Annotated in this window: 18 protein-coding genes and 3 pseudogenes; 6 read left to right on the top strand and 15 right to left on the bottom strand. The window is 59.0% G+C overall.

Features of this window, described 5'->3' with window-relative positions; all coding sequences use genetic code 11:
• Positions 1-226 precede the first annotated feature (226 nt).
• From AC4ANK_RS00370 to hflK (AC4ANK_RS00355), 4 genes are read right to left on the bottom strand one after another with little or no spacing between them, the layout of a single operon-like run.
• On the bottom strand, positions 227-2,152 hold the full coding sequence (locus AC4ANK_RS00370) for a cation-translocating P-type ATPase (RefSeq protein WP_460383917.1): 1,926 nt from the start codon (positions 2,150-2,152) through the stop codon (positions 227-229).
• On the bottom strand, positions 2,149-3,219 hold the full coding sequence (gene hflK / locus AC4ANK_RS00365; RefSeq protein ID WP_460383915.1) for a protease modulator HflK: 1,071 nt from the start codon (positions 3,217-3,219) through the stop codon (positions 2,149-2,151). Before hflK (AC4ANK_RS00365) ends, AC4ANK_RS00370 begins: the two co-directional genes overlap by 4 nt.
• Positions 3,216-4,253 (bottom strand): protease modulator HflC, encoded by a 1,038-nt coding sequence (hflC, locus tag AC4ANK_RS00360; protein ID WP_460383913.1) that lies wholly within the window; start codon positions 4,251-4,253, stop codon positions 3,216-3,218. Before hflC ends, hflK (AC4ANK_RS00365) begins: the two co-directional genes overlap by 4 nt.
• A gap of 11 nt (positions 4,254-4,264) precedes the next feature.
• A complete protein-coding gene (hflK, locus tag AC4ANK_RS00355; RefSeq protein ID WP_460383911.1) occupies positions 4,265-6,211 on the bottom strand; it encodes a protease modulator HflK in 1,947 nt (648 codons plus the stop codon).
• Positions 6,212-6,785: 574 nt separating this feature from the next.
• On the opposite strand from hflK (AC4ANK_RS00355), the gene AC4ANK_RS00350 reads away from it, so the two are divergent.
• The 4 genes and pseudogenes from AC4ANK_RS00350 (at position 6,786) to AC4ANK_RS00335 (ending at position 13,446) form a co-directional block, all read left to right on the top strand.
• Positions 6,786-8,405, top strand: a complete 1,620-nt coding sequence (locus AC4ANK_RS00350; protein WP_002555832.1) for a glucan biosynthesis protein D — start codon at positions 6,786-6,788, stop codon at positions 8,403-8,405.
• Between the two features lie 99 nt (positions 8,406-8,504).
• A pseudogene (locus AC4ANK_RS00345) lies at positions 8,505-9,858 on the top strand (IS3 family transposase).
• 321 nt (positions 9,859-10,179) lie between these two features.
• A complete protein-coding gene (locus AC4ANK_RS00340) occupies positions 10,180-11,466 on the top strand; it encodes a membrane protein (RefSeq protein ID WP_031598524.1) in 1,287 nt (428 codons plus the stop codon).
• Positions 11,467-11,547: 81 nt separating this feature from the next.
• Positions 11,548-13,446, top strand: coding sequence for an acyltransferase family protein (locus AC4ANK_RS00335; protein WP_460383908.1), 1,899 nt, complete (start codon positions 11,548-11,550; stop codon positions 13,444-13,446).
• A 69-nt stretch (positions 13,447-13,515) separates the two neighbouring features.
• Here the strand turns inward: AC4ANK_RS00335 and AC4ANK_RS00330 are convergent, their stop codons facing one another.
• From AC4ANK_RS00330 to AC4ANK_RS00290, 9 genes and pseudogenes are all read right to left on the bottom strand, one after another.
• Positions 13,516-14,154, bottom strand: coding sequence for a response regulator transcription factor (locus tag AC4ANK_RS00330; RefSeq protein ID WP_005744911.1), 639 nt, complete (start codon positions 14,152-14,154; stop codon positions 13,516-13,518).
• Positions 14,154-15,221, bottom strand: a complete 1,068-nt coding sequence (locus tag AC4ANK_RS00325) for a sensor histidine kinase (RefSeq protein ID WP_029241026.1) — start codon at positions 15,219-15,221, stop codon at positions 14,154-14,156. The genes AC4ANK_RS00330 and AC4ANK_RS00325 overlap by 1 nt, the downstream gene beginning before the upstream one ends.
• Before the next feature lie 49 nt (positions 15,222-15,270).
• On the bottom strand, positions 15,271-16,575 hold the full coding sequence (locus AC4ANK_RS00320) for an ABC transporter ATP-binding protein (RefSeq protein ID WP_170947356.1): 1,305 nt from the start codon (positions 16,573-16,575) through the stop codon (positions 15,271-15,273).
• Between the two features lie 20 nt (positions 16,576-16,595).
• Positions 16,596-18,350 (bottom strand): ABC transporter permease, encoded by a 1,755-nt coding sequence (locus AC4ANK_RS00315; RefSeq protein ID WP_044423950.1) that lies wholly within the window; start codon positions 18,348-18,350, stop codon positions 16,596-16,598.
• Positions 18,351-18,951: 601 nt separating this feature from the next.
• Entirely contained in the window at positions 18,952-19,656 is a 705-nt protein-coding gene (locus AC4ANK_RS00310; protein WP_370684024.1) for a methyl-accepting chemotaxis protein, read from the bottom strand.
• A gap of 198 nt (positions 19,657-19,854) precedes the next feature.
• Positions 19,855-20,841, bottom strand: a pseudogene (locus AC4ANK_RS00305) (methyl-accepting chemotaxis protein); the annotation flags it as partial.
• Between the two features lie 215 nt (positions 20,842-21,056).
• The gene (locus tag AC4ANK_RS00300; RefSeq protein WP_370684023.1) at positions 21,057-21,767 is read right to left on the bottom strand and encodes a methyl-accepting chemotaxis protein; all 711 of its coding nucleotides are present in this window, start codon (positions 21,765-21,767) and stop codon (positions 21,057-21,059) included.
• A 159-nt stretch (positions 21,768-21,926) separates the two neighbouring features.
• Positions 21,927-22,094: pseudogene (locus AC4ANK_RS00295) on the bottom strand (HAMP domain-containing protein); the annotation flags it as partial.
• 1,424 nt (positions 22,095-23,518) lie between these two features.
• Positions 23,519-23,743, bottom strand: coding sequence for a DUF6555 family protein (locus tag AC4ANK_RS00290; protein WP_002555969.1), 225 nt, complete (start codon positions 23,741-23,743; stop codon positions 23,519-23,521).
• A gap of 425 nt (positions 23,744-24,168) precedes the next feature.
• On the opposite strand from AC4ANK_RS00290, the gene AC4ANK_RS00285 reads away from it, so the two are divergent.
• Positions 24,169-25,050 carry a manganese catalase family protein gene (locus AC4ANK_RS00285; RefSeq protein WP_002555970.1) on the top strand — a complete coding sequence of 294 codons (882 nt, stop codon included), beginning with the start codon at positions 24,169-24,171 and terminating at the stop codon, positions 25,048-25,050.
• A complete protein-coding gene (locus tag AC4ANK_RS00280) occupies positions 25,043-25,285 on the top strand; it encodes a hypothetical protein (protein WP_460383904.1) in 243 nt (80 codons plus the stop codon). The genes AC4ANK_RS00285 and AC4ANK_RS00280 overlap by 8 nt, the downstream gene beginning before the upstream one ends.
• Before the next feature lie 270 nt (positions 25,286-25,555).
• On the opposite strand, the gene AC4ANK_RS00275 is transcribed toward AC4ANK_RS00280, so the two are convergent.
• Both AC4ANK_RS00275 and AC4ANK_RS00270 read right to left on the bottom strand, forming a co-directional pair.
• On the bottom strand, positions 25,556-26,059 hold the full coding sequence (locus AC4ANK_RS00275; protein WP_460383902.1) for a DUF4142 domain-containing protein: 504 nt from the start codon (positions 26,057-26,059) through the stop codon (positions 25,556-25,558).
• Entirely contained in the window at positions 26,044-26,793 is a 750-nt protein-coding gene (locus tag AC4ANK_RS00270) for an IS5 family transposase (protein ID WP_460382697.1), read from the bottom strand. Before AC4ANK_RS00270 ends, AC4ANK_RS00275 begins: the two co-directional genes overlap by 16 nt.
• Between the last annotated feature and the right edge of the window lie 130 nt (positions 26,794-26,923).

Below are 26,923 nucleotides of genomic sequence, written 5' to 3'. Positions count from 1 at the left end.
AAGGGCCCCGCAAAAGGGCCCGCAAAGGCTATTGGCGACGGCAAAACTGCAATGAATCAACTTCGGGGAACAGCCCTGTGCCCACTGATTCGAGCCGAAAGACAGCCTGAATTTGGATCACGCACTGAAATACAGCGCTTAATTTGTAACAGAATTCGTCAAAGCTCAAGCCGTTTTATAGCGCTGATCAGCGCCGCTAGCCTGAGCCTTGTCGTTCACCAAATGCCTAGAGCTTCAGCAATGGCTCCTGAAAGCGCAGCAGGCGACCGGCATTGCCCAACACCAATAAGGTGCTCAGATTGTGCAGGATAGCCGCGACCATTGCGCCGGCAGCGCCGAGCAGACCAAAGGCGGCCAGCGCAACGATGGCCAGCGTCCAGCCCAGACCGATGATCACGTTGACCTGTAAGGTCTGACGGCACTGACGGCTGAGCCGCACACAGGTGCCCAGACGACGCAGATCGCTGCCGATCAGCACGATATCGGCGGAAGCCAGGGCAATGTCCGCCCCGCCCGCCCCCATCGCGACGCCGACCACGCCTGCCTTGAGAGCCAGCGAATCGTTGACCCCGTCACCGACCACCATCGGCCAGAAGCCACTGGCGATCTCGCCCATGACACGGTTCAGTTTGTCCTCCGGCAATGCCTGCGCCTGAACGTCTGCTATGCCAATATCGTGTGCCAGGTTGTCGGCCACGCTTTGTCGGTCGCCGGTCAACAGCAACTGCCGTCCCATGCCCAGCTCACGTAATTCAAACAGCGCAGCCTGCGCTTCAGGCTTGACGCTGTCGGCCAGCAGCAGCCAGGCCAGGAAAACGCCATCCAGCGACAACCCGGCCAGCGGGCCGTCATGTGCAGGTACGCCGGGGGTGACAATGCCCAACTGCTCGAACAATTCCGGACGACCCAGCGCTGCCTCACCCTGCCCGGTGGACGCCACCACACCCAGTCCCTGCCGCTCACGGGTGTCCAGCAACGGCAGCAGCCGAGTGTTATCCACAAGCCCGGCCAATGCACGGCTGACCGGGTGACTGCTGGCCGACCCCAGGCTGGCCGCCAGTTCGAGCAATTGCGGATGCTGCACCCCGTCAGCCTGCACCGACTGCAAGCGCAGTCGGCCATAGGTCAGGGTGCCGGTTTTATCCACAACCAGTGAGTTCAGGTCAGCCAGTTCTTCGAGAAACGCCGAACTACGGATCAAAATACCGTGCCGTGCGGCGACTGCGATACCGGCGATAGCCGTGGCCGGAGCCGAAAGCACCAGTGCGCAGGGACAGGCAGCCACCAGCACCGCCAGCATCGCCTGAGCATCCTGAGTAATAAACCAGGTCAGCGCCGCGATCAGCAAAACCAGCACCATGTAGCTGCCTGCGTAGCGTTCCAGCAGGCGTGTGATCGGCGGCTTGGAGCGTTCCGCGCTCTGCATTAGCGCGATGACCTTGCCCAGCGTAGACTCATCGCCGATGCGGGTCACTTCGATACGCAGCAGCCCGTCCAGGTTGATCGCCCCACCAAACACTTCGATGCCGATACTGGCTTCCAGCGGCACCGACTCGCCGGTAATTGATGAAGTGTCCAGACTGGCCTGCCCGGAAAGAACCCGACCATCGGCCGGGACGCGGTCACCCGCACGCACTTCAACCTGATCGCCAGCCTTGAGCATTGCGTTGTCGACCTCGCGAATATTGCCGTCAGGCCCGAGTAAACGTGCCTGACTGCGGGTCAGACGACCCAGCGCTTCGATGGCTTCCTGCGAGCCGATCACGCTGCGCTCTTCCAGCACATGGCCAAAGATCATGATGATCGGCAGCAAGGCGGCGGTCATCAGATCGCCAGTGGCCCAGGCACCGAGCATCGCCAGCGCGATCAACTGATCGGTGATGCCATGCAGGCTTGGATGCCGCAGGCTGTGCCAACCGGCGCTGATCACAGGTATCGCCACCAGCAGCGAGGCAGCGCCCAACAGCAATTGGCTGACACCTGCCTGTTCCGGAGCGAAAAAACGCCAGACCAGACCCAATGCCAACAGGCCCAGCGCCAGCATCGCGAGGGTCAATTGCCGGGCTGCGCTACGCTGCTCTGCGTTGCTCAGCAGACTGCCATCCGCTTGCGGTTTGATGGCGTGATGGGTGTGAACGGCTTCGCCACTCATTGCGGTGCTCCCTGAATGATCAGGCGGGAATTGTCTTTGGGATCGACGGTGGTGACCGAACCTGCCTGATGCAGAATGCCCGGCACACGTTCACGGTAAAGGCGCTGCATGAGGCCGGGATCGCTGCGGTTCTCGGCAGATTGCGTCAGGCTGACGACGGTCGCGGTGGCTGCCTGTGCCTTGGCCAGGCGCTCGGAAGCTTGTGCGTGCGCCACTTGCAGGGTCCGATCAGCGTGTTGATTAGCGGTCTGGGTCAGTTTTTCTGCATCCGTGCGTGCGTTGGCCACGGCCTGGTCGGCCTGCTGACTGGCCGTCAGCACGGCATTGAAAGCATTGACCGCCGACGTCGGCAGGCTCGACTGCACATCCACCCGAGCGACTTCGACGCCAATGCCCATCCCGGTCGCGTTGAGTTCAGTCAGGTGTTGATTGATACCGCGCACCAGGTCGCCGCGCAGCCGCTCACGGCGCTCTGCTGCCTGGCTGTCAGCGCCGATCAGCTCGGGGCGGGCAACCAGAATGGTGTCCAGGTCTCGCGCTGCAGTCAGCGCCACGGCGCTGCGATTGACCAGCCGGTCCAGTGCGGGCAATACATGATCGCCCTGCAATACGAAGGCGTTGGGGTCAGTCACTTTGTAGAACACGGTGACGTCCAGCTGCACCACACCGGCATCACCGGTCAGCAGAAAACCGGAACCAGCCAGAGCATCGCTCATTGGCGCCGACAGGGTCGCGATTTCATCGGCTTTCAGTGCCGCTGGCGAACGCAGCAAGGTTTCCACCCGTCGCTCGATCACCCGATCAGCCGAGGGCAGCAGTACTACCTGCTCGAACGGCTGCGGCCAGGCGGTCAGCAATCCTGCGTTCTGCACCCGCTCGAGCGCGCCGAAGCGCATGACCACGGCACGGTTCTGCGGATCGATCTGGCGCACGTTGGACGTCGCCCAGGCAAGCGCAGCCAGCAGGGTCACGCCATACAGCCCGATGAACGCCAGTCGGCTCGCCTGCAACCATGGGCTATTGGCAGGCGGTCGTTGCGTTACGGGCTCGTCGACCGGTTGGCTCATGGCTGAGTTCCGCTCTTGCCGTCCAGCGTAGGCGGGCCATCTACCAGCACGCGGAATGGGGCGGCGTCGGTGCGCAGTATCAGGCGAGCACCCGGCGTCACGATGGTGCCCAGCGTGTCCAGCGAGCGCAGCAGGTTGTAGAGCTGCGGCGAACCCGCATAGGCGCGGCCATAGATCTGCGCGGCTTCAACACGGGATTGCGCTTCGATATCGGCCGCCTTGACCGTGGCATCGGCCTCGACAATGCGCGCGTCGCGCTCGGCTGCCGAACGAATCTGCGCCGCTTCACGCTTGCCCACGGCGGTCCGCTCGGTGGCGATGGTCTCGCGCTCGGCGCGCATGCGGTCCACCGTGGCGTTGAGCGTCACCGACGGCAAGGTCAGTCGTTCTACGCCTACCTGCAGAACACGAACGCCATAGGTCGCCAGCAGTTGCTGATCGATCTGCTGACGCAACTGATTTTCGAACGCGGTGATATTCACCTTGTTGGCGTCGGTGTTCACCAGGCTGGACAGGTCGAAACTGCTCGCGGTGGTTTCCAGCGCCGAGCCTACAAAGGTGCGGATCTGCCGCGCTGCTTCGTCGGGCTGGTTTTGTACCGCGCGCATGAAGCGCTGCACGTTGTCGGCATCGCCCTGTACCTGCCACGCCACATAGGCCTGAACGATGATGCGCAAGCCGTCACGGGTGCCGACATCCTGCAAACCGCTGGACGTGGTACGCAGGCGCAGATCCACCGGAATGGTCGCTTCGAACGGTGCGGGCCAGCGCCAGTTAAGGCCCGGGTCGAGCAGAACGCGGGAAGGATTGCCGAAGCGGGTGACGACGGTCGCTTCACCCGAGCGCACCTGCACCAGGCTCGCCGCCGCAATCGCGAAGGCGATCAGCACCGCCGCCAGGCTTGCCCGTCGCCAAGGGAACGCTGCCGGACCGGTCGCGCCATGATGATGGTGATGATGGCCGTGGCCGCCATGACCGTGACTGTCATGGCTATCGTGGTCGGCGTGATCGTGATGATGATGAAACAGACTCAAGGGACGACTCCTTACTGAACGGCTTTACGCGGCGCCGTTGGGTCTGCCGGTGGGGTGAAGGTACGCAGGTCGATGGTCGGCGCGTTATCGCCGCCCAGACGGTGGTCGAGTATCAGCAGCTTGGCATTGCCCAGGCCTTCGGTCAGTTGCGCCAGGTATTGTTCCAGCAAAAACGCCTGCCCTGCCTTGGCATAGGCCTGGCGCTCGGCACTGAAGCGCAGGTCCGCGCCTTGCGCTGTGGCCAGAACTTCACGGGCTGCGGCACTGGCCTGATCGCGGGCAACGCTGGCATTGAGTTGCGCCTGGTTGGCCTTGTCACTGGCCGCACCGCGTTCGCGGGAGATCAGCGCCTGTGCGCCGATCTGCGCAGCCTGCACGGCATGATAGGCATTGGCGGCACCTGCTGGCGGATGGATGGCTTCGACCACCGTGGCGAGCAGTTCAACGCCGCTGTCCAGACGCTGCAAGTCAGCCTGCACGGCTTTGCCGATGTCATCGGCCAGCCCGCTGCGCTGTTCGCCGAGCAGCTCGTCCAGCGTGCGCGAGGCAAAGTCATGCACCAGCACGCGGCTGGCCGTGCTGCGGATCAGAGAAGAAATATCGGCGCTGTTATAGGTCGAAGCCATCGCCGCGGCATCTGTCAGGCCGATGCGGTAGACGAACCGCACATCCATATTGACGATCTGAAAGCTCTGCTTATCGCCGACACTGCTGGCAATGACCTGGGATTTTTCGTTGATATGGCTGGCATCCCACAGCCGGTTGGCGCTGCCCGGCGGCGGGCCTTCGGCCGGGTCCAGCGTCTGCTCGGCCGCGTCGGCCGCAGAAACACTGGTCGCAAGCTCATGTACCACGCCGTTTTCAACCGCCAGAACCCGGCCGAACGGCCAAGGTAAACCGACATGCAGACCCGGTCCGAAGACTTCGACCGGCTTGCCGAACCGCTCATAAATGCCTCGCCCCTGCATCGGAATTTCATGCACGCCGCTCAGCGCCCACCCCAGCGCTGCAACCACCGCCAGCACCGGCAAAAAGGCGCGGCGCATGTAGGTAAAGGCCCAGATCTGGCGCAGATCAATACCGAAGCGGTTGTGCAGCTCATGCTGCAAGGCGAGCAACGGGCGCGGCGGCCAGCGCAGCAGGTCAGCGATAAAACTGGCGGCCAGCAGGCGCGGCTCGAGACGCGGAGTGCGCGGGCTGAACACCGACAACACAGCCCGCAACAGAAATTCAAGCGCCACACCCAATGGCAGCAGGCCGGTCAACACAGCCAGCCGTGCAGACCAGACGCGATCAGCGCTGGAGAAGAACAGGCACAACGCGCCGACCAGCAGAACGATAAGCGTCATGCGCACCAGCTGCGCCAGCGCCCCGGCCTCTGGCGACTGGCCTTCGGGCTCGCTGCTCAGTTGCCGCTCGATGACCAATAGCCCGAACGCCAACAGCAACAGGATACTGCCCACCAGATTGCCTGAAGTGGAAAGGTCGGAGCCAGACAACGTCAGGTTCCAGAAGGCGCGGATGACGATCAACGCCAGCACTGCCCACCCGGCAAGCCACAGGGTCGAGCTGCCGATGTGCCGAACCAGTGACTCGCCCGAATCGCTCAGCCGGGTAAGCAGGCGCTCATACCAGCCGGTTTCATCGAGCGCTTGCGCCGTTGCGGGAGAGTCTGCGGCAACAGGTGCAGCCAACGCGCGGGCACGCCACATCGCGACGTGCCTGGCCGACTGCAGGCCCGCAGCGAGCAGTATCAGCGCCGCCGACGCATTGCCCAGCACGGCCATCCACAACGAACCAGGGGAAAACAGATCGATGGACAGCGCCAGCAGCAGCCCGAACGCGCCCACCCCACCGCTCACATACATCAGTCGCCCGAGACGCCGAACCTGTTGCACCGCCATTTGAAAACGCGGCAGGCCTTCGAGGCCATCGTGCTCACCCAAATCAACCCGCATCACTACCCCGGCACCCGCTGATTATTGCCCTGTGGAGAGCCGTGTATCGGCATCCATTAATGCAGCTGCATCATAGCGTTACGATATAACACGCAGAGTGAAACTTTCGTCAGGACTATTGCCTGAACGAATGCGATATAGCGGCAAATGATTGGGCTGGATATCGTGCAGATGCTCCGCGCCAGCATGCGGTACTGGACGCTCTGCCTGCGGCAGACTGACATTTGCTCAGTCTGCGACCCGGCAAAATGGTTGCTGAATATTGCGCGCATATTCGGGCGCTCTGCGCCAACGCACCCTATCGTCCTGACCGGCGCTGCGCGCCCACCTCGCTCGCAAGCCTTGCGCCAAGCGGTGCCGAGCGCATTCAACCCACCCCAACAGGCCTGAAAAACGTCCATTCCTGCCATCTGGATGCCGCTTCCATTGAGCACAATCGGCGATTTTTTTTGACTGATTTCCGAACGGGATCTCGTCTTTGTTATCTGTTGTGGGTAGTTTGCGTTCGGCAAGGAGTCGTTGGCGCGCCATTTTTTGTGCAGGACGCACAGAATTACTCAGAGGCTTCACCCTTATGAATCGCAGAAATCTCCTGAAAGCGTCCATGGCGTTGGCCGCTTACGGCAGCGTGTCGGCCTCAGGGCTTTATGCTGCGCGAGCACTGGCCGCCGCAGCCGATGGCGAGATCGAACACTTCGATTTTGCAGAGCTGCAAGCCCATGCCAAGAAGCTCGCAGGCAAAGGCTATGTGAGCAACAAGCAAGTGCTGCCACCCGTCCTGGCAGATATGACGCCGCTGCAATTCAATGCCATTCGCTACGACCCGAACCACTCACTGTGGAAAGACGTCCACGGTCAGCTCGACGTGCATTTCTTCCACGTCGGCATGGGTTTCAAGACGCCGGTGCGCATGTACAGCGTCGACCCGCAGAACAAGCAGGCGCGCGAAGTGCATTTCCGCCATGACCTGTTCAACTACGAAAGCAGCGGCATCGACAAGAATCTGGTCAAGGGCGATCTGGGCTTTGCAGGCTTCAAGTTGTTCAAGGCGCCGGAAATCGCCATCAACGACGTTGCTTCGTTCCTCGGTGCCAGCTATTTCCGGGCCGTGGACAGCAACAAGCAATACGGTTTGTCGGCCCGCGGCCTGGCCATCGACAGTTACGCCAAGCGTCAGGAAGAATTCCCCGACTTCACCAAGTTCTGGTTTGAAACGCCAGACAAGAACGCCACACGCTTTGTGGTTTACGCACTACTCGACTCGCCCAGTGCAACCGGTGCCTACCGCTTCGACATCGACTGTCAGGCTGGCCAGGTAGTCATGGAAATCGACGCGCACATCAATGCCCGTACCGATATCCAGCAACTGGGCATTTCGCCGATGACCAGCATGTTCAGTTGCGGCACTCACGAGCGCCGCATGTGCGACACCATCCACCCGCAAATTCACGATTCGGATCGCCTGTCGATGTGGCGCGGTAATGGTGAGTGGATCTGCCGTCCGCTGAACAACCCGGCCAAACCGCAATTCAGCGCGTTCGCCGACACCGACCCGAAAGGTTTCGGGCTGGTGCAAAGCGATCACGAGTTTTCCAGCTATCAGGACACCGTAGTCTGGTACAGCCGCCGTCCGAGCCTGTGGGTCGAGCCGATTACCGCGTGGGGCGAAGGCGAGGTCAGCCTGCTGGAGCTGCCGACCACGGGCGAAACGATGGACAACATCGTGGTGTTCTGGACACCGAAGACGCCGGTCAAGGCCGGGGATTCGATGAACTACGGCTACAAGCTGTTCTGGAGCCCGTTGCCACCTGTAAGCACGCCGCTGGCGCAGGTCCACGCCACTCGTTCAGGCATGGGCGGCTTCCTCGAAGGCTGGGCACCTGGCGAGCATTACCCGAAAACCTGGGCGCGCCGCTTTGCTGTGGATTTCAACGGCGGCGGTCTGGATCGCTTGCCGGAAGGCACCGGGATCGAGCCCATCGTCACGGTCACGCATGGCAAGGTGCAGGACTTCAACATCCTCGTATTGCCGGACATCAAGGGCTACCGCGTCACCTTCGACTGGGTACCGGACAGCGACTCGGTCGAGCCGGTTGAAATGCGCATGTTCATCCGCACTGGCGACCGTACGCTGAGCGAAACGTGGATGTACCAGTACTTCCCGCCAGCACCGGACAGACGCAAGTACCCGTAGTCCGCAGATAGGTGACGCAGAGCGTCACGAAAGGCATTCCCACGCAGTGAACTGCCCCCAAGAAGTTGGACACCAATCCGACCTCACGGGGGTGTTCAAATGGGTAAGTATTCAGAGCAGTTCAAGCTCACTGTCGTCAAAGCGTATCTTGAAGACAACATGGGCTTTCGTATGGTAGCCCGCCAGTTCTCGATCGATTTCAGCCTGCTTCGACGCTGGGTCGCTAACTACAAGAGTCATGGTCACACCGGCCATCGCAAGCCTGGTCTTCGATACAGCGAAGCTTTCAAGCGCTCAGTGCTTGAGCACAGGCGTGAACACAAGCTATCGCTCCGTCAGGCCGCTGCGCATTTTGGTATCGGGGATCCCGGCCAAATAGTCATTTGGGAAAAGCGGCATTACAGTAGCGGTACAGCCCCGTATGTTCCTGCCAGAAGAAAGCCTGTCGCCATGCCAAAAAGAAGCCTTATCCCGCCAAACCAGTAACCGCCGACGATACGCAGAAGACGCGCGACCAGTTGATGAGCGAGCTTGAATATCTGCGCATGGAGAACGCTTACCTAAAAAAGTTGGAAGAGCTGAAGGAGCAGAAACGACGGCAACCGAAAAAGCCCTGAGCATCAAGCAACTGAGGGGCCGGTTCCCGCTTTGCGCTCTGCTGAGGCTGGCGGGCTTGGCACGCAGCACGTTTTACTATCAGGTTCAGGTGCAATCCAGACCCGATCCCTATGCTGCTTTGAAACAGTTAGTCGAAAGCATTTACCACGAGGAGAAAGGCCTTTATGGCGCTCGGCGTATCACGGCGGTCATTCGCACTGCAGGTATTTTGGTCAACAAGAAGGTTGTAGAACGACTGATGGCAGAACTGGGCCTGCGATCAGTGGTGCGCCCCAAAAAATACCGCTCCTCTAAGGGCGTAATCGGAACCATTGCGCCGAATTTGCTGGAGCGCAATTTCAGCGCGCAACGCCCGAACCAGAAGTGGGTGACCGATGTGACTGAGTTCAAGGTAGGCAATCGAAAGCTGTATCTCTCACCCGTGATGGACTTGTACAACGGTGAAATCGTGGCGTATGAAGTGTCGACAAGGCCGAGCTTTGAGCTGGTCACCAGCATGCTGGACAAGGCGCTTCAGCAGTTGCAGGACGAGCCGAAGCTTGTGATGCACTCGGACCAGGGCTGGCAGTATCAACACGCGCAGTATCGCCATAAGCTATCGGTACGAGGCGTCAAACAAAGCATGTCCCGTAAGGGCAACTGCCTGGACAATGCGGCAATGGAAAGCTTTTTCGGTACACTGAAATCCGAGTTTTTCTACCTGAAACAGTTTGAAAGCATCGATGAGTTGAAAGCAGGTCTGGATGAGTACATCCACTACTACAACCATGACCGCATCAAGCTGAAGCTCAACGGCCAAAGCCCCGTAAAATACAGGGCTCAGGCGGCAAGCTAAAACCGTCCAACTATTGGGGGGCAGTTCACGGAGCGTGAGGAACGATAGGTGCAACTATCGTGCGACGCTCTGCGTCGCATGCCTTTCTGGACGCTCCGCGTCCAATCCCTGGCACAAAGTGCAGCGCATAGCCCTTAATCCTGACTAATTAATTGACAGTTGCCCGAACTGCGACTGATATACCTGTTGTCACGCCGTTGCGAGCGTTCGCTCCAGACCTTTCATCTCCCAGAGCCTTCCTGTGTCGACACATGCCCGTGATCGTCGGGCGGTAGCTTTGTCCGCGCAATTCCCCTGACGCATATCCAGAAGGCAGCCAGCATGGCGTTGACTACTGCGAACAGCGCCGACACCAGGTCGTCGGTGATGTCCTTTGATAAATCCACGGTGGTGGTGTGGGTCGCCATCAGCCTGATTCTGGTCGAGACCTTCTCCGGCGGAGCCTTGCGCTTCTACTTCGATCAGGCAGGCATCAGCCCCCTGCTCTACATGCCCAAAGCTGCCTGCATCCTGTTGTTTGTGCTTGAGCTGTGCACCTTCAAAGCGGGACGGTTGTTCTGGGCGTTCATGGTGGTGTGGCTGATTTCCGGGCTGCTGGCCATGCTGCATCGCGCCAGCGTCCACAACCTGGCGTTCAGTCTGTTCGCCCTGAGCCCGCTGGTGTTCGGCCTGGTGTGCAGCAAGCACCTGCTCTACCGCCGCACGCTGTTGTACCGCGCCATCGGCTTTTGCCTGCTGGCCTCACTGCTGGGCATTGCTCTGGACAAGTACACCTCGGTGCCCTGGAAGGGCTACAGCTACAGCGTCGGTGAAACCGAACTGAGCGCCAACACCACATGGAGCGCGGACGAGGTAGACCGCATTGCCGGTTTCGCCAGAGTGTCCAACGTGCTGTCGATCATGATCGCCTTCTACACGCTGTACCTGATCATTTTCGTGCGCTCACGCCTGATGATGATGCTGCTCAGTGCCGTGGCGCTTTACGCCATCGTGCTGACCACCAGCAAAGCGCCAGCCGCGGCATTCGCCCTGACCCTCATTCTGCTGTTGCTGCGGCGAATGAGCTGGACCTGCCGAACGCTTTGCATCGTGGTGGTAGGCATCGGCCTGCTGCTACCGACTCTGGGGCTGATTGTGAGCCCCGATGCCTATGCGGTGAGTAGCGGCGGCTCTCTGGCCTCGCTGTATGACCGGATGATCAATACCTGGCCCAACCTGATAAATGCCATGAGCCGCGAAGGCTGGATGATCAGCGGCGCGGGCTTCGGCATGGTCGGCAGCACAATGGGGCTGTTTCCGGTCGAAGGTGCCGGCGTATTTCTCGGCATGGACAGCTCGGCCCTGTATCTGTGGGCGATGCTGGGCGTGCTGGGGCTGTTGCTGTATGCGCTACAGATTCCTCTGTTGTTCCGACTGATCGATGATCAGACCCGCATCGGCCACATGCTGCTGGCGATCAGCTTCTGCTGGTGCCTGATCAGCTGGACCACCGACATGTTCGAGGTCGCTGTCGCCAATCTGTTTATAGGCGTGGCCATTGGTCATGTGATTGCCAGCAGACAATCCGCTGCAAGCCATGCGCTCAGGCTGCCCTCCACTGCCCACTGACGGACCGCCAGATAACTTCCCGGCCGCTGCGCTGCACTGCGCCACTCTCCCTCACGATCATCCACCGGATGGCTTTCTCAAATGGACTTCAGAAAAGACATCAATGGGCTGCGCGCCATCGCGGTGGCTGCGGTGCTGCTCTTTCACTTTCAACCCGCCTGGCTGCCTGGCGGTTTCGCCGGGGTGGACGTGTTTTTCGTGATCTCGGGGTATCTGATTACCGGGATCATCCTGCGCGGCCTGAGGAGCGGCAAATTCAGGCTGGCAACGTTCTACACGTCACGGGCCAGACGCATCGTCCCGGCCCTCGCGGTGCTGTGTCTTGCCTTGCTGCTGCTGGGCTGGTTCTCTTTGCTGCCGCTGGACTACAGCGCGTTGGGCACTCATGTGGCCAGCAGCCTGGGATTCGTTTCCAACGTTGTCTATTGGCGCGAGGCCGGTTATTTCACCGCCAGTGCTCATGAGAAATGGCTGCTGCACACCTGGTCGCTGTCGGTGGAGTGGCAGTTTTACCTGCTGTACCCGATTGCACTGTTGCTCCTCAGTCGCGTTGTCGCGCTGCACAACCTGCGCTGGTGGGTGCTGGGCGCAAGTCTGGCGGGCTTTGTGCTTTGTGTGTTTGCCTCGTCCCGATGGCCAGAAGCCGCGTTTTACCTGCTGCCGACCCGTGCCTGGGAGTTGCTCGCGGGTGGCGTGGCCTGCCTGTTCCCGCTGCAACTCAGGCCCCTACAGCAGCGAGTTCTGGAACAGGTCGGACTGGCGCTGATCGTTGCCGGTTTCTGTCTGCTGTCCGTACAGGATACGTGGCCAGGGTATCTGGTGCTGATGCCGGTGCTGGGGACTTTCGCGGTGATCGCGGCGGCCCGCAATGATTCGCTGCTGACCTGCAACCCGCTGTTTCAATGGGCAGGCAAACTGTCGTACTCGTTGTACCTGTGGCACTGGCCGGTGGTGGTGTGGATGAACTACACCGGTTTGCTGGGCGACACCCGCACGGTGCTATTGGGCATTGGTGTGGCCCTGACACTGGGGCTGATCTCATGGCGGTTGATCGAGCGGCCCGCCAGCCCACATCAACCTGACCAGCGCCGGAAATTTGCCATGCCCGCCGCACTGGTCGCTCTGGTCTTCGTGGCGGGGGCGCTGGTGGGTGCGACGCGAGGCGCGGTATCGCCACTTCGCCCGATCAGTGTTTCGGACAAGGCGCATTTCATCCAGGAATACGTCGATCGACAGCACAACCTGTACGAGCCCTACTGGCTGAAATGTGACGCCTTTTCCGCCCTGACCCAGCGTGGCCAGTCGGCCATCGACGAGACCTGCACGCGCAAACAGGGGCCGGGCGGAGTGTTCTTGTGGGGCGATTCTCACGCCCAGGCGTTGTCACTCGGGCTGCGTACCTTGCTGACACGCACGACCCCCTTCTATCAGGTGGCCTCGGCCAGTTGCGTTCCCGACCTGAATGACCACGAGGGACGCGCGTCAGCGACCTACTCCAACAGGACTGCCCTGCAGAGCATCGAGAGGCTGCGTCCGGACATCGTGGTCATCGCGCAGAAGGATGGCCACGACAAGACCGACTGGAAGCGGATTGCGACCCGCCTCAAGGGCTTTGGCGTGAAACATATCGTGTTGATCGGCCCGATGCCGTCGTGGAGCCCATCGCTGCCCAGTGTCATCGTCAACCGTCATTGGGGGCTGAGCGAGTCGTATATCCGCGATCCGGCGCTGGATCAAAGCGTCATGCGGGTGGATCAGGCAACCCGCGCGCTGGCTGTATCGGCGGGCATCCAGTTTGTGTCGCTGATCGACAAGCTGTGCATCGCCGATGCCTGCCGGGTACGCCTGGAAAACAGTAGCTCATTGCTGCAGATCGACTCGGGACACTTGAGCGCAGAGGGTTCGTTGTACGTGGTGCGCAACTACGTATTGCCACAACTGGTGAATGAGTCGAGCACGCAGCGCGGCGCAGAGTTGTGACGCGGAGCCTCACGCAAGGCGGTCACACGCTGGAGCGCAAGGAACGACAGGTGTGCGGGCGTGGGTTAATCAACGGAGCTCTTTGAGCCGCTCGGCAAACTTGACCAGGTCAGCCAGCGAGTCGGCTTCCATCTTGCGCATGACCGAGCCACGCCGGACCTTGACGGTGATTTCACTCACGTTCAGGCGGGCTGCAATCTGTTTGTTGAGCAAGCCACTGACGACCAGTTCCATCACCTGCTGTTCGCCATGATTCAGGCTGGCGTGACGGCGCTGCAACTCGGCTTCCACGGCTGAGTTGCGGCGACGGCTGCGGTCTCGCTCAAGCCCTTGTTGGAGCGCGTCCAGCAAGTCCTGGTCACGGAAGGGTTTGGTCAGAAACTCCACCGCACCGGCCTTCATCGCCCTTACGGACATAGGGATGTCGCCATGCCCGGTGATGAAAATGACCGGCAGAAAAATCCCCGACCTGGCCATGTGCTCCTGAAAATCCAGGCCACTCATGCCGGGCATGCGAATGTCCAGAATCAGGCAGCCCGGCGCATCAGGACGAGGGGTGTCAAGGAACTCGCGGGTCGAGCCGAACAACATGCTGCGCAAGCCGACTGACGCCAGCAGGTCTTCCAGCGAAGAACGCACCGAGAGGTCGTCATCGATGACAAAGATGACCGGCTCTTCGGCCTGCGGTGCAGTGGCGGCTGTGTTCATCAGGTTTCCATTTTTCCAGTGGGCAGCGTGAAATGAAACGTGGCCCCGATTGAGGGGTTGGGCGTCACCCAGATTCGCCCGCCATGGGCTTCGATGATAGACCGACTGATCGCCAGTCCAATCCCCATGCCTTCCTCTTTGGTGGTGTAGAAAGCGTCGAAAAGCCGGTCGGCTGCTTCCGGCTGAATCCCTACACCGCTGTCGCTGACAGTGAACTCGATTTCCCCTCCTCCGCGCCACTCGGCCCGCACGTCCAGTTGCGCCTGTTCCGGTTCGACTTTCCTCATCGCGTCCATGCCGTTGAGCATCAGGTTCAGCAGCACTTGCTGGATCTGCACCCGGTCAGCCAGCAGCGGTGGCATTCCCTCCGGCACGTCAACCGACAGTGTGACGCCCTGCCCGTCTATCTCGCTGTGCGCAAGCGCGACAATCTCGGCCACCGTGTCCGCCACACTGATCCACTCTTTGTGCGTCGACGAGCGCTTCGCCAGGGCGCGCACGCGCACAATGATGTCCCCGGCGCGATTGGCATCACCGATCATGCGCTCGACTGCCTGACGGGCCTTTTCCAGATTGACCGGCTCGGTGGCCAGCCAGCGCTGACAGGCGTTACCGCTGATGACAATCGCCGACAGCGGCTGATTCACCTCATGGGCAATGGACGCAGCAAGCTCACCCAACTGATTGACCCGTGCGATGTGCGCCAGCTGCGAGCGCGCTTCATGAACCGTGCGGATGGCCCGCGCCATACGCAGCGCCAGCCAGGTGGTCATGGCGATGGCGGCCAGGCTGATGACGCAGTTGATCAGCCCGGACGCCTCGCTGCCTCTGGAGGTGGTCATTTCGTAACTGACCACCGTCAGCAGCATGCACACCGCCGCCATGACAATAACGCCCCTGACCGGCAAAAGCCTGACCGCCAGCAACACCACCGCGATCTGGAACACCCCCACGGCGATCTCCAGATCGGTCAGGGTATCGGCAATCGCGATGACCAGCGCCAGCGCCAGCAAAGCGACCCACCTGACGACCATCGCGGCTCTGCTACAGGATTCTGGCTCGTGCATCTGCACCATCTCGCTCTTCAAAAGGCCTGCCGAGTATGTCGTACAAACCTCAGGACGGGTTATCCAGACTGAACTGATCGGCCAGCTCATCATAAGCGAACAGCTCGGCGTAACGCCCCCATTGCGTAACGACATTCAGGGTCTGCATGGCATCGCTTTCCGACATGAAGTCTTCCAGTTGATCGCGAAAACGCCGCGCCGGTGCCGTGTGCGTGGGGCGATCATCCAGCACTCGCCGAATGTGCGCGACCAGCGGCACGAAGCTCAGCAGGTGCTGGGCAAACATTTGCTTGCGTTCGTCCACATCCGCCAGCGCATAGCGATTTGCGGCAGGCAACAAGCGAATATCACCGCCCTTGAGCTCTGCAAAACGCAGCAGTTGCAGGACCTCGGCAATCGGGAACAGCTCGTCGGCGTTGTAGTGCAGCGCGCTGGCCAGTTCCGGCAGGTCCGCTTTGAGGCTGTAGGGCGGCGCATGAATGGCTTCGATCAGCCCTGCCAGCGCATTGGTGGACACCTGCGGCAAGACCATGCCCAGCCCGGTGCCTGGAAACACGCCCTGACGTATTTCGCCTGCATCGTTGTCCTGGGTCATCAGCACGTAGATCTCCTCCACCAGCGCCCGGAAGATCGGGTCCTGGCGGTTGCGCGGCTGAGGCAGATCGACCTTGATCTCGCTGATCACCCGACCCGGATTGGAGGAGAACAGCAGAATGCGATCGCACATCAGCACGGCTTCGGCAATGTTGTGCGTCACCATCAGGATCGACTTGATGGGCATGCGCCCTTCGCTCCACATATCCAGCAAGTCGGTGCGCAGGGTTTCGGCCGTCAGCACATCGAGCGCGGAAAACGGCTCGTCCATCAGCAGTACATCAGGGTCGATGACCAGCGCACGTGCCATGCCCACGCGCTGGCGCATGCCGCCTGAAAGCTCTTTGGGGTAAGCACTCTCAAAGCCGTCCAGACCGATCAGGTCGATGGCCGCCAACGCGCGCTTGCGACGCACGGCAGGTGGCACACGTTGCGCTTCAAGCCCGACTTCGACGTTTTCCAGCACCGTCAGCCACGGGAACAGGGCAAAGCTCTGAAAAACCATGCCTACCGACATCGCCCGCCCCTGCACGCGGCGAGGAAAATTCACTTCGCCTTCCGTGGGCACCACCAACCCCGCGATGGAGCGCAGCAGGGTGGACTTGCCCGAGCCGGAGCGACCCAGCAAGCCCACAATTTCGTTCTCATTGAGCGTCAGTGTCACGTCATCCAGCACCAGGCGCTCTTTGCTGCCTTTGCCGTACACATGTCGGACTTTCTGAACATCTACCAGGCAACGCGTTTCGACAGCCATCATGATGGCGCCCTCCTCAATCAAAATCACACAAGACTCAGACGCCGCTCGGCAAACCCGTACAGCGGACGCCACAGCAACCGGTTGAACGCGATGACGAAGATCGACATGACAACAATGCCCAACGCAACGCGTGGAAAGTCTCCCGCCTGAGTCGCGTTGGCGATGTAAGAACCCAGCCCTGCCGCTTCCAGATGCTGATCACCCCAGGACACCGCTTCAGCGACGATGCTGGCGTTCCATGACCCACCCGATGCGGTCAGCGCCCCGGTGACGTAGTAGGGGAACACCCCCGGCAAGGCCACACGCCGCCACCACTGCCAGCCGCGCATGTTGAATATCGTGGCCGCTTCGCGCAGGTCAGTCGGCAAGGCGCTGGCCCCTGCGATCACGTTGAACAGGATGTACCATTGGGTGCCGAGCACCATCAGCGGCGAAAGCCAGATGTCCGGGTTCAGGTGCAGGCCGACAATCGCAATCACTGCAAAAGGGAACAGTACGTTGGCTGGAAAGGCCGCCATGAACTGCGCTATCGGCTGCAAGCGTTCAGCCCAGACCGGACGCAAGCCGATCCATACACCGACAGGGACCCAGATCAGGCTGGCAATGACGATCAGGACAATCACCCGCACCATTGTTGCCAGCCCCAATCCCAACGCGGTGACCAGGTCGCTCATGCCCAACGATGTCTCGATGAACCTGAACAGGTAAACACTGCCGGTCAGGCAAGCAGCCATCACCAGGGCCAGCCATAGATAGTCGAACAACCGGGCAACGCCAGGCGTGAGCTTTACGTTCCACAGCCGGGATACCACGCGCCAGTCGATCAGCATCAGGCATTTGCATGGCGTAGCGAGGATCGAGCCCAGCATCGGTGCCACCCGCGAGCGACCCAGCAGGCTGTACATCCAGGAGCGCGGACGCTTTGACGACGCGGTTTGCTCGAAGCGAAACTTGTCCGCCCATGCCACGATCGGCCTGAACAACAATTGGTCATAGGCCAGGATCACCAGCGCCATTGCGCCCACCGCCCAGGCAATCGCAGCAAGGTTTTTCTGCTCGATGGCCAGCGCCAGCCACGAGCCGATGCCGGGCAAATTGACCGTGGTGTCACCGACCGAAATGGCTTCGCAAGCGACCACAAAAAACCAGCCGCCGGACATCGACATCATCATGTTCCACACCAGGCCCGGTACGGCGAACGGCAGCTCCAGACGGGTAAAACGCAGCAGTGGAGACAGTCCGAACTGCCGGGTGACTTCATTCAGGTCGCTCGGCACGGTACGCATTGACTGATAGAAACTGAATGCGAGATTCCATGCCTGGCTGGTGAAAATGGCAAAAATCGCTGCGCATTCGACACCCATTTGCCGACCGGGGAACAGGCCCATGAAGAAGGTCACTGTGAACGTCAGAAACCCCAGGACCGGAACCGACTGAAGAATATCCAGCGCCGGGATAATCACCTGCTCGGCCTTACGGCTTTTGGCCGCCAGCGTGGCCACGACAAACGTGAAAACCAGCGAAGCCGCCAGCGCGATGAACATGCGCAGCGTGGTGCGCAATGCATATTCGGGCAGGCGCGCAGGGTCGAGGCTCATCGGGCTTGAGTTCAGCGCGGCAAGTGGCTGCATCATCTGGCCCACGCCATACAGCACCAGCGCAATAAACACGGCAATAACGACCAGGCAAATACCATCGGCCCAATAAGGAGTGCGCGCACCGGGTTTTACAAAACGGGGCGTGCGCAGGCTTTTACCGAATTCAAATATCGAATGCATTGTTCACCTCGAATCGGCTGTGCAGGCGCGTACCCGCCAGCGTGATAAACAAACAGGCGGTCGGCGATAACAGAAAAAGGCAGTGAGTTAATAGTTGCCGGACAGTGAGTAAAGCTTATCGAGTTTTGAACAACTGTTAAAACCTGCAAAAGTAGGTCATGTTTATCTGTGAGTATGAGTTATATATACCAACGTATATTTGCAGGACTAACGGGTATGCCGTTCTGAATGTTCTGCGCCCGATCGTGAACAGTCGGCGCGGCGCAGAGTTGTGACGCAGAGCGTCACCCAAGGCATTCCTACGCTGGAGCGTGAGGAACGATAGGTGTCTGTGAGAACGCAAGCTATCGTGCGACGCTCTGCGCCCGTTCCCGATTCAGCGGCGCTGCGTAGATTTGTGACGCGGAGCGTCACCCACGGCATTCCACGCTGGAGCGTGAGGAACGATAATCTAAGCTATCGTGCGACGCTCTGCGTCGCATGCCGTTCTGGACGCTCTGCGTCCTCTTTATGACTTCTTAGCTGGAGCGCAGGGTAACGATAGGTATCCGAAAGAACACCTCACGCGCCCCGCGCCGCACGGGCACAACAGTGCGCTGGTTCAGACGCGGAAGTGGCTGACCATCGTTTGCAACTGGCCTCCCAGACGCGCCAGTTCGACGCTGGAGGCTGCGGTTTCTTCGCTGGCTTCGGCGGTCTGTTCGGATACGTCGCGAACGTTGACGATGCTGCGGCTGATTTCGTCGGCCACCGAGCTTTGTTGCTCGGCGGCGGCTGCGATCTGCTGGTTCATCGCCTGAATATTCGACACGGTCCGGGTGATGCTTTCCAGTGACGTACCGGCCCTGCGCGTCAACTCGACACTGCTGTCAGTCAGTGTGCGGCTGCCAAGCATGATGCCCGACACCTGACGCGTGCCATTCTGCAATGCAGCCACCAGGCCCTCGATCTCCTCGGTGGACTGCTGGGTCCGTTGCGCCAGGCCGCGGACCTCGTCGGCCACCACGGCAAAACCGCGACCGGCTTCCCCGGCACGCGCGGCCTCAATGGCCGCGTTGAGCGCCAACAGATTGGTCTGTTCGGCAACCGCCTTGATTACATCCATAACCTTGCCGATCTTGTCGCTTTCCTGCTCCAGCACGTTCATTGCATCGGATGAGCGAACCACCTCGGCGGCCAGTCGCTCGATCTGCTGGATGGCTTCGCCGACGACCTTGTCACCCTCACGGGCCTGCTTGTCGGCATCGGAGGCAGCGACGGACGCCTGCTCGGCATTGCGTGCCACTTCGTGCACGGTGGCCGACATTTCATGCATCGCGGTCGCCACCTGATCGGTCTCGACCTTCTGGCTGTTGACCCCGGCGCTGGTCTGCTCGGTAACCGCCGACAGCTCTTCGGCAGCGCTGGCAATCTGCGTGACGCCGTCACGAATACCGGAAATCAGCTCGCGCAGGGTGGTGCCCATGCGCTGGATGCCCTGCTGCAACACGCCCAGTTCGTCACGTCGGGTGACGGCTTCGGTATGAGTCAGGTCGCCAGCAGCGATGCGCTCGACAATCGCCAGCGTGTCGCGCAGCGGCCGGGTGATCTGCCGGGTAATGACGATGGCCGCAAGAATGCCCAGCAACATGACCAACAGCACGCAACCGATCTGCAGATTACGCGCCTGAGCAGTGTCATCCTTGCCCATCTGCATCTGAATGCCATACAGCTCTTCGCCCAGTTTGACGATGGCAGCCCCTTGGGAAGTCAGGTCCTTACGCACGCTCGCAGCAGTCTGAGTGGTGGCCTTGAAAGCGTCGACCGAGCTGCGGTAGCTACGAAGAGCGCTTTCAAACTGGGCAATCTGTTCGCGGTTGGCAGCGCCAAAAGTGGTTTTGAGCCTGTCCAGATGACTGATCGCCGTATCCAGTTGCTGAAAAGCTGCTGTCTCGGTCTTGTCATTGGGGTTGCTGGTATAACCACGTACTTCATAGCGAACCAGAATCAGGTCTTGCCTGGCGGCAGTCGCCAGTTGGGCCTGATCAAAACGCGCCGGGTCCGCAGGATCGATCTGCGTGACGGCATCGTTCAACGAGTCGACAGCCCGCATGGCAACCATGGCATTGGCGGTCATCTCGTTACGCACTTTGGCGCCAGCCTGAAACGCAGCGCGCATGCTGTTCAACGAGGCTTCATAGTCACGGGTGACATCGGCCAGTTCGCGCAGAGGCTTGAGGTTGAGCGGGTTGTTGAAGCTGATGAGCAGTGATTGCTGCTGCGCCTTGAAGACATCCAGCTTGCTCTGCATGTTTTGTGCGGCGGTTTCATCGCCGTCAGTCAGCATATATTGCAGGCGCGCGACCCGCAGATTGGTCAAGTTGTCACTCAACTCAGTGATGTCGCCGATTCTGTCGGTGCTATTGATGAGTTTATCGAGGCTGGTCCAGCCAACCAGGGCGAGAATGGCAGTGAAAAAAAGAACCGTCCCAAAGCCCAATGCCAACTTCATGTTGACGCTGATATTCGCAAAGCTGCTGTTCATAAAATCTCCTGAAAATGCTTTTTGTGCGCGACGAAAGAGCTGAAGATTTGTTTTTATGGACAGCAAACCCGCGCGCCAGAGCTATCGGCTGCAGAAGAGCAAAACTTGATCAAAAAAAAGGCAATCAGCGTTCGAACGCCGATTCGAGAGGAGAATCGGGGGGCTGCAAGCCCCCGATCCGGTCAGGCAGTCAGCTTGAAACGCGCCACGACATTGCGCATGTCAGTGGCAACTCGCGCCAGTTCTTCGGCAGTGACCGCATTGTTGTCGATACCCAGCATCAAGGTCCCGGAGCTGTTGCGGATCTCCATGACATTACGGTTGATGTCTTCGGAAACCGCATGCTGCTGCACCGCGGCGCTGGCGATCTGAGTGTTCATCTCGACGATACGCTCGACGCCCTGGCTGATGCTCGACAGGCTGCCAGAAGCATCGCTGGCGGCACTGATGCACGCTTGAGCCTTTAGCTGGCCGGCCTGCATCTGCTGCACGGCAACATCGGTGGCACTTTGCAGTTGCTGGATGATGTTGCGGATTTCTTCGGTCGACGCCTGAGTTCGCGAAGCCAGTGTGCGGACTTCATCAGCCACCACAGCAAACCCACGGCCTTGCTCGCCAGCCCGGGCCGCTTCGATGGCAGCATTCAGGGCCAGCAAGTTGGTCTGATCGGCAATCGTACTGATGACCTGAATAACCCCACCAATAGACTGACTGTGCAGGGCCAGCGCCTGGACTTTCTGGGCGCTGACTTCCACTTCTTCAGCCAGAGCCTGAATGGTCGAGTGGGCCTGATGCATGATGCGCAGCCCGTTACGCGAGGCGGTGTTCGCTTCATCAGCAGCCAGCGCAGCACCTTCGGTGTTCTGCGCTACGTCGGCCACGCTTGTGGTCATTTCGTTGATGGCCGTCGCCACTTGCTCGGTTTCAGCCTGTTGCGCGTTCATCGACTGCTTGGCCAGACCGATGGAGGTGCCCAGTCGGGCAGCCACATCAGACAGTTCGTATGACGTGCGGTCCATGTGCGAAATGGAGCTGGCGAATGCTTCGGCCATCAGGTTCAGACCGTTGGCGATGTCAGCCACTTCGTCCTTGCTGCTCACCTGTACACGGGCACTCAGATCACCGTCGGCCAGGCGACGGGTGACGCCCAGCAGACCATCAATGGTCAGGCGCAGGGCACGGTAGATGCTGAAGAACGCATAGAGCAACAGCAAGCCCATGATTACGCACATGGCAATCACGACTTCGCGTTGCAGCAAGAGCGCGTCGTAACGCGTATCCAGTTCACCTTGAAGCGCACTCTGGATTTCGTCCTGGGCCTTATAAAGCCCGGCTACCACGGCGTTACCGCGCGCGCTCAGCGCCTGCCCCTGCTGCACCGAGAACTCTGTACCTTTGACGTAGGCGTGCAGGTCGTTGCGAAAACTGTCCATCGTCGAGGTGGCCGAAGCGATAGGGTCGCCAATGCGGGCAGCAAGCTCTGGAGCACGACGCTTGAGCAGTCGAATGCTTTGCTCCAGCTCCGCGCGAAATTGCAGTTCGATCTTCAACAGGCTTTCAAGCGAGCCGCGCATCGGTACGCTTAGCCCCTGACCGGTACTCAAACCGGCTGTGATACCCCGGATCTGACCAGCCACGTTGATTTCTCTGGGCATACGAATGGTGCTCAGGTCGATCAGAAACAGCGACGCATAATCTTCGTCGAGCACCATGCCCGAGGTAGCCGAGACGTAATAGATAAAGTTGAGTGTCTGGGCCAGTTGCTCATTCCACTGTGCAAACACCTCGTCTTGCGAAAGACCAGGCTTGAGACTTTCCATCAGGGAACGCGCACCTTCGCGAAGACGCTGCACGCGACTCTCGGTCTCCAGCAGACGTCCTTGACGGGCATCCATGTCGGCGAGGTTACCAAGCGCTGTTTCAAGCTGGGTGCGGTTGCTGGCCAGATCCTGGGCAGCGGAGGCATCACCGGCGAGCAAACGGTTGGTTGCTGCACGCTGCAGCATGGAGAGTCGCAGAACGGGTGTCATGACATGCAGGTATTCACGACCGATACGTTCCTGGGCAACGGTGTCGATGCTCGCATTCAGACTGTTGAAAACCCGAAGACCAAGAACGATCAGCGGGATGACGATGATGATGGCTAAAACGGCAAACTTGGCAGGGAAGCGCAGGCGATTGGTAAGGTAAATACCAGGCGAAAGGATGTTCATAGTGGTCTCTATTTTAATTAGGGTGCCCGATCCAGCTGAAAAAGCTCCTTTATTTCTTTGCATCACGGCAGGTGCAAGGTCAGTGGTACCACCTCGAAGGGAATCATCCATTCAGATAGAGGCATAGTGACATCACTTCAGAGCTGTGCCCTATCGGGGAAGTTCAATGAGGCCATAATCTGATACCGGGCTATCGGCAGGGCCACGTAGAACGTGAGGTTGCGGGGATTTGCGGCGGGGAGCGGAAGCGGGGTGTGAGGTGCGGAGCTTGCGATGAACGCTGATCCAAATGAGGTGAATTCAGCTCAGTATGGCGGGAAACGGGTGTCCATCCGGCAGATCTGCCGACCACAGATTTTTCAGCGCGTACACCGTCGTGCGGCATCGTGACGCACGACGGTGAGCTTCATAGCGTTTTGAACGAGGACCTTTCAAGCCCTCGTCCACTCCACGTTCGACAACCCGAGCTTTTCAGCTTGAGGCTTGCTCAGCTTTGGTACCGGGTCGGAACGGTACTTGGGGATCGCACCGAATCCTGCATCCACCGACGCCCAGTGCCAGGCTTCTTTATTGTCCATGACAACCGCTCTTATATAGAACGTCTTGTAACTGCCATGCAGCAGGTAATCGATACGGTAGTGTTTTTCATCAGCCATTGTGGTGCTCCTGCTTTGTCGACTCGCAAAACAGATCGCAGGGTTTTCGAAAAATTCAAAATATTAATGCCATCATGTAAGCGATATCATATAGCCACCCTCACTCATGCCGATAGGGATGGCCGCAAGGCTATGACAACTAATAGACTTTGTTTATAACCCGTCTTTTTTGAATTTTTCGCCAACACAGACGGCTTACGCTCTGAGCATTACCTGCGGGGCCTCTGAACTAAGAGTGTGTTGTTTTTCAAACATTCAGCGAATAAGAAAATTCTATTGAACCCGGATTTTCAGGCCGTTCATCCCGTTCACTAAAGTTATACGCAACGTCTACATCCCCGCTTTCTCATATCCAGTGACTGCGTTGAATAAAACCCATCCAGGTGGGTTGACGCTTCCCAAAAGATCACGCCTGAGGACACGACATGTTTATTCATAACAAGCGGCTTCAATATACCGTGCGGGTAGCTAGACCAAACCCTGGACTGGCCAATCTTCTGCTGGAACAGTTCGGCGGTGCCCAAGGCGAGCTGGCAGCAGCTGGACGTTATTTCACTCAAGGGTTGAGCGAGGAGGATCCAGGCCGTAAAGACCTGCTGATGGACATCGCCACCGAAGAGTTGAGCCACCTGGAAATAGTCGGCTCGATTATTGTCATGCTCAACAAAGGCGCCAAAGGTCAATTGGCTGAAGGCATCGAAGAAGAAGGCGAGCTTTACCGCTCCATCAACGGCAATGGCAACGACTCCCATATCACCAGCCTGCTGTACGGGGCCGGTGCGCCGTTGACCAACTCTGCCGGTGTGCCTTTTACGGCGGCCTACATCGATACCATTGGCGAGCCAACGGCTGACTTCCGCTCCAACATCGCTGCGGAATCCAGAGCGAAGATTGTTTACGAGCGTTTGATGAACGTGACAGATGACCCGGGCGTGAAAGAGGCACTGGGCTTTCTGATGACACGTGAAATCGCTCACCAGTTGTCTTTCGAAAAAGCCCTGCACGCCATCCAGCCCAACTTCCCGCAGGGCAAGCTGCCAGGCATGCCGGAATTCACCAACAAGTACTTCAACATGTCCGGTGAACCCAATGTACGCGGTCCGTGGAACCAGGGCGGTGTCTGGGAGTATGTGGAATCGCCACAACCGGCTGTCGATGGCGGCGATGGCACTGCTTCCGTCACGCTGGATGCCAAGGATGCAGAAGTGCTGGAAATGATGAAGGAGCGGACCCAGTCCGATCCGACTGCCAACCCTATTACCGGTGCGGATCTGGGTTCTGGTTTTGTACAGGGCAAAAATGTTTGAAACGGGTTTAAGCCTGCCTTGTTCAGGAGAACGGAATCATGAAAAACTTCGCTCCCGCAAACCTCTCCCGTCTCAGGGCGAGTTGGATACTGCGTTGACCGACGCGGTGTTTGTAAAAGGGCTTCGTGCTTTCGAGGCTCAGGCGCTGCTCGCACGTCGGGGTCTTCAGGTGGTGATGGCTATGAAGGTCTTCGGGGTTGGAACCTTGCTTGATAACAACCTGCCCGAACGCTGATCACATCTGGTCACCAATGGCATACGGTCTATAAGACGAGTCCCCGGGCAGGCTGGACACCAGCCTTGCCTGTGGATAAGTCACTCGGTTACTGAAAAGGGTATAACCATGACTCGTATGACCATAGAAGATTTGTTCATTCACGAACGCTCAGATGTTTGCAGCGCAGAGAGTCATATCATTCAGTGACGTATCAATAGCCGCATGACGTTACCTCTCGCCAGGAAGATGTCATCATGTGCAATATCCCATCACGTTTTTACAGTTACATCACTTTTTGGCAGCGTCGTCGCCATGCGCAGCTGCAAGTTTTTTCGCATGTTCAAGATGCTGCTCAAGTGTTGGCAACGTGGCTTTGGCAAACGCCTTGAGCTCGGGGTCATCACCGTTCTCGGCCTCTTCCTTGTACAGTTTGGTCGCCTGCTCATGCGCAATGACCTGATTATTGGCATACGCTTGATCAAACGACTTCTTGTGCATTTCCAGAATGGCGGCCTCGGCTTTGTCCATCAGTATGGGGTCCTCGGACAGTTCAAGGTTCTTGCTTTTGGCAATCGCTGCCAGCTTATCGTTAGCAGCCGTGTGGTCTGTGACCATTTGCTGAGCAAACTTCTTCACGTCGGCAGACACACCCTTCTCATCCTGTACAAGCTTGCCGACCAGAACTTCTGCGATCCCTCCTGCAGAAGCATCTTTTACAAAGTCATCAGCGTCCTGCGCAGCGGTAGCCACTTGAGAGCCTAGGGTCTGTTCCCGTTTCACATTGGCAGCCACAGAAAAGCGCAGGCCATTGCTATGACGCTTTCATAGTTTCTCTTGAGTTTGTCGAACCGAGAAGCCGCCGCCCGGAAATGCTTCAACCGGGCAAAGGCGTTTTCTACGAGATGTCGATTGCGATATAACCCTTTGTCCAGATCTGCGTTCCCTTTCAGAGAATTGCGCTTTCGTGGAATCACCACTTTGCTGCCTTGCTGCTCGACCTGAGCGCGTATCGCTTCAGTGTCGTAGCCCTTGTCCGCAATGATCACTTCTGCATTGGGCATCTTGGCAATCAACGAGGCCGCCTGCGAACAATCATTGGTCTGGCCTCCGGTCACGTCAAATGCAATGGGCAGCCCACAAGCGTCTACAGCCAGGTGAATCTTGCTGGTGTTACCGGCTCGGCTTTTTCCGATGGCCTGGTCCTGCGTGCTGGCAGCACCTGCACTGTGCTGATGAGCCTTTACATAGCTGCCATCAATGAAAACCCACTCCATGTCAGGATCGGTCATCAGCACCTCAAGCACCTTGACCCACTTGCCTGAAGCAGACCAGGCATTGAACCGCTTGTAGACCTTGCTCCAGTTTCCAAACGCTTTCGGCAGGTCTCGCCAAGGGCAACCCACACGCATGCGGTACAGCATGCCTTCAACCGTGGTGCGCAAATCTCGCTTGTTGTAGATCGATTCGTGCAGCAAAATTTCTCGAAGCTTCGGCCAGTGCTCATCACTGAGCATTAATCGGGGCATTGCAGGCTCGTATTGGTGTTGTGTGAGAACTCCAACAATACGGGCCTGTTCTCATAGAGATCAATGGGTTACGTCGAAACGGGAACAGACCCTAGCGAAAGCACGATGGCAATGGCGCTCATGCGAAAAT

This window comes from Pseudomonas sp. Pmew2, assembly GCF_058129885.1.
Note: the sequence above shows the minus strand (reverse complement) of the source record. Positions and strands in the feature narration are given on the sequence as shown.

Coding starts and splice junctions, on each gene's coding strand:
- AC4ANK_RS00370 (WP_460383917.1), bottom strand. CDS start 2,152: ATGAGTGGCGAAGCCGTTCACACCCATCACGCCATCAAACCGCAAGCG.
- hflK (WP_460383915.1), bottom strand. CDS start 3,219: ATGAGCCAACCGGTCGACGAGCCCGTAACGCAACGACCGCCTGCCAAT.
- hflK (WP_460383911.1), bottom strand. CDS start 6,211: ATGCGGGTTGATTTGGGTGAGCACGATGGCCTCGAAGGCCTGCCGCGT.
- AC4ANK_RS00350 (WP_002555832.1), top strand. CDS start 6,786: ATGAATCGCAGAAATCTCCTGAAAGCGTCCATGGCGTTGGCCGCTTAC.
- AC4ANK_RS00340 (WP_031598524.1), top strand. CDS start 10,180: ATGGCGTTGACTACTGCGAACAGCGCCGACACCAGGTCGTCGGTGATG.
- AC4ANK_RS00335 (WP_460383908.1), top strand. CDS start 11,548: ATGGACTTCAGAAAAGACATCAATGGGCTGCGCGCCATCGCGGTGGCT.
- AC4ANK_RS00330 (WP_005744911.1), bottom strand. CDS start 14,154: ATGAACACAGCCGCCACTGCACCGCAGGCCGAAGAGCCGGTCATCTTT.
- AC4ANK_RS00325 (WP_029241026.1), bottom strand. CDS start 15,221: ATGCACGAGCCAGAATCCTGTAGCAGAGCCGCGATGGTCGTCAGGTGG.
- AC4ANK_RS00315 (WP_044423950.1), bottom strand. CDS start 18,350: ATGCATTCGATATTTGAATTCGGTAAAAGCCTGCGCACGCCCCGTTTT.
- AC4ANK_RS00310 (WP_370684024.1), bottom strand. CDS start 19,656: ATGTCGGCCACCGTGCACGAAGTGGCACGCAATGCCGAGCAGGCGTCC.
- AC4ANK_RS00300 (WP_370684023.1), bottom strand. CDS start 21,767: ATGACCACAAGCGTGGCCGACGTAGCGCAGAACACCGAAGGTGCTGCG.
- AC4ANK_RS00290 (WP_002555969.1), bottom strand. CDS start 23,743: ATGGCTGATGAAAAACACTACCGTATCGATTACCTGCTGCATGGCAGT.
- AC4ANK_RS00285 (WP_002555970.1), top strand. CDS start 24,169: ATGTTTATTCATAACAAGCGGCTTCAATATACCGTGCGGGTAGCTAGA.
- AC4ANK_RS00280 (WP_460383904.1), top strand. CDS start 25,043: ATGTTTGAAACGGGTTTAAGCCTGCCTTGTTCAGGAGAACGGAATCAT.
- AC4ANK_RS00270 (WP_460382697.1), bottom strand. CDS start 26,793: ATGCCCCGATTAATGCTCAGTGATGAGCACTGGCCGAAGCTTCGAGAA.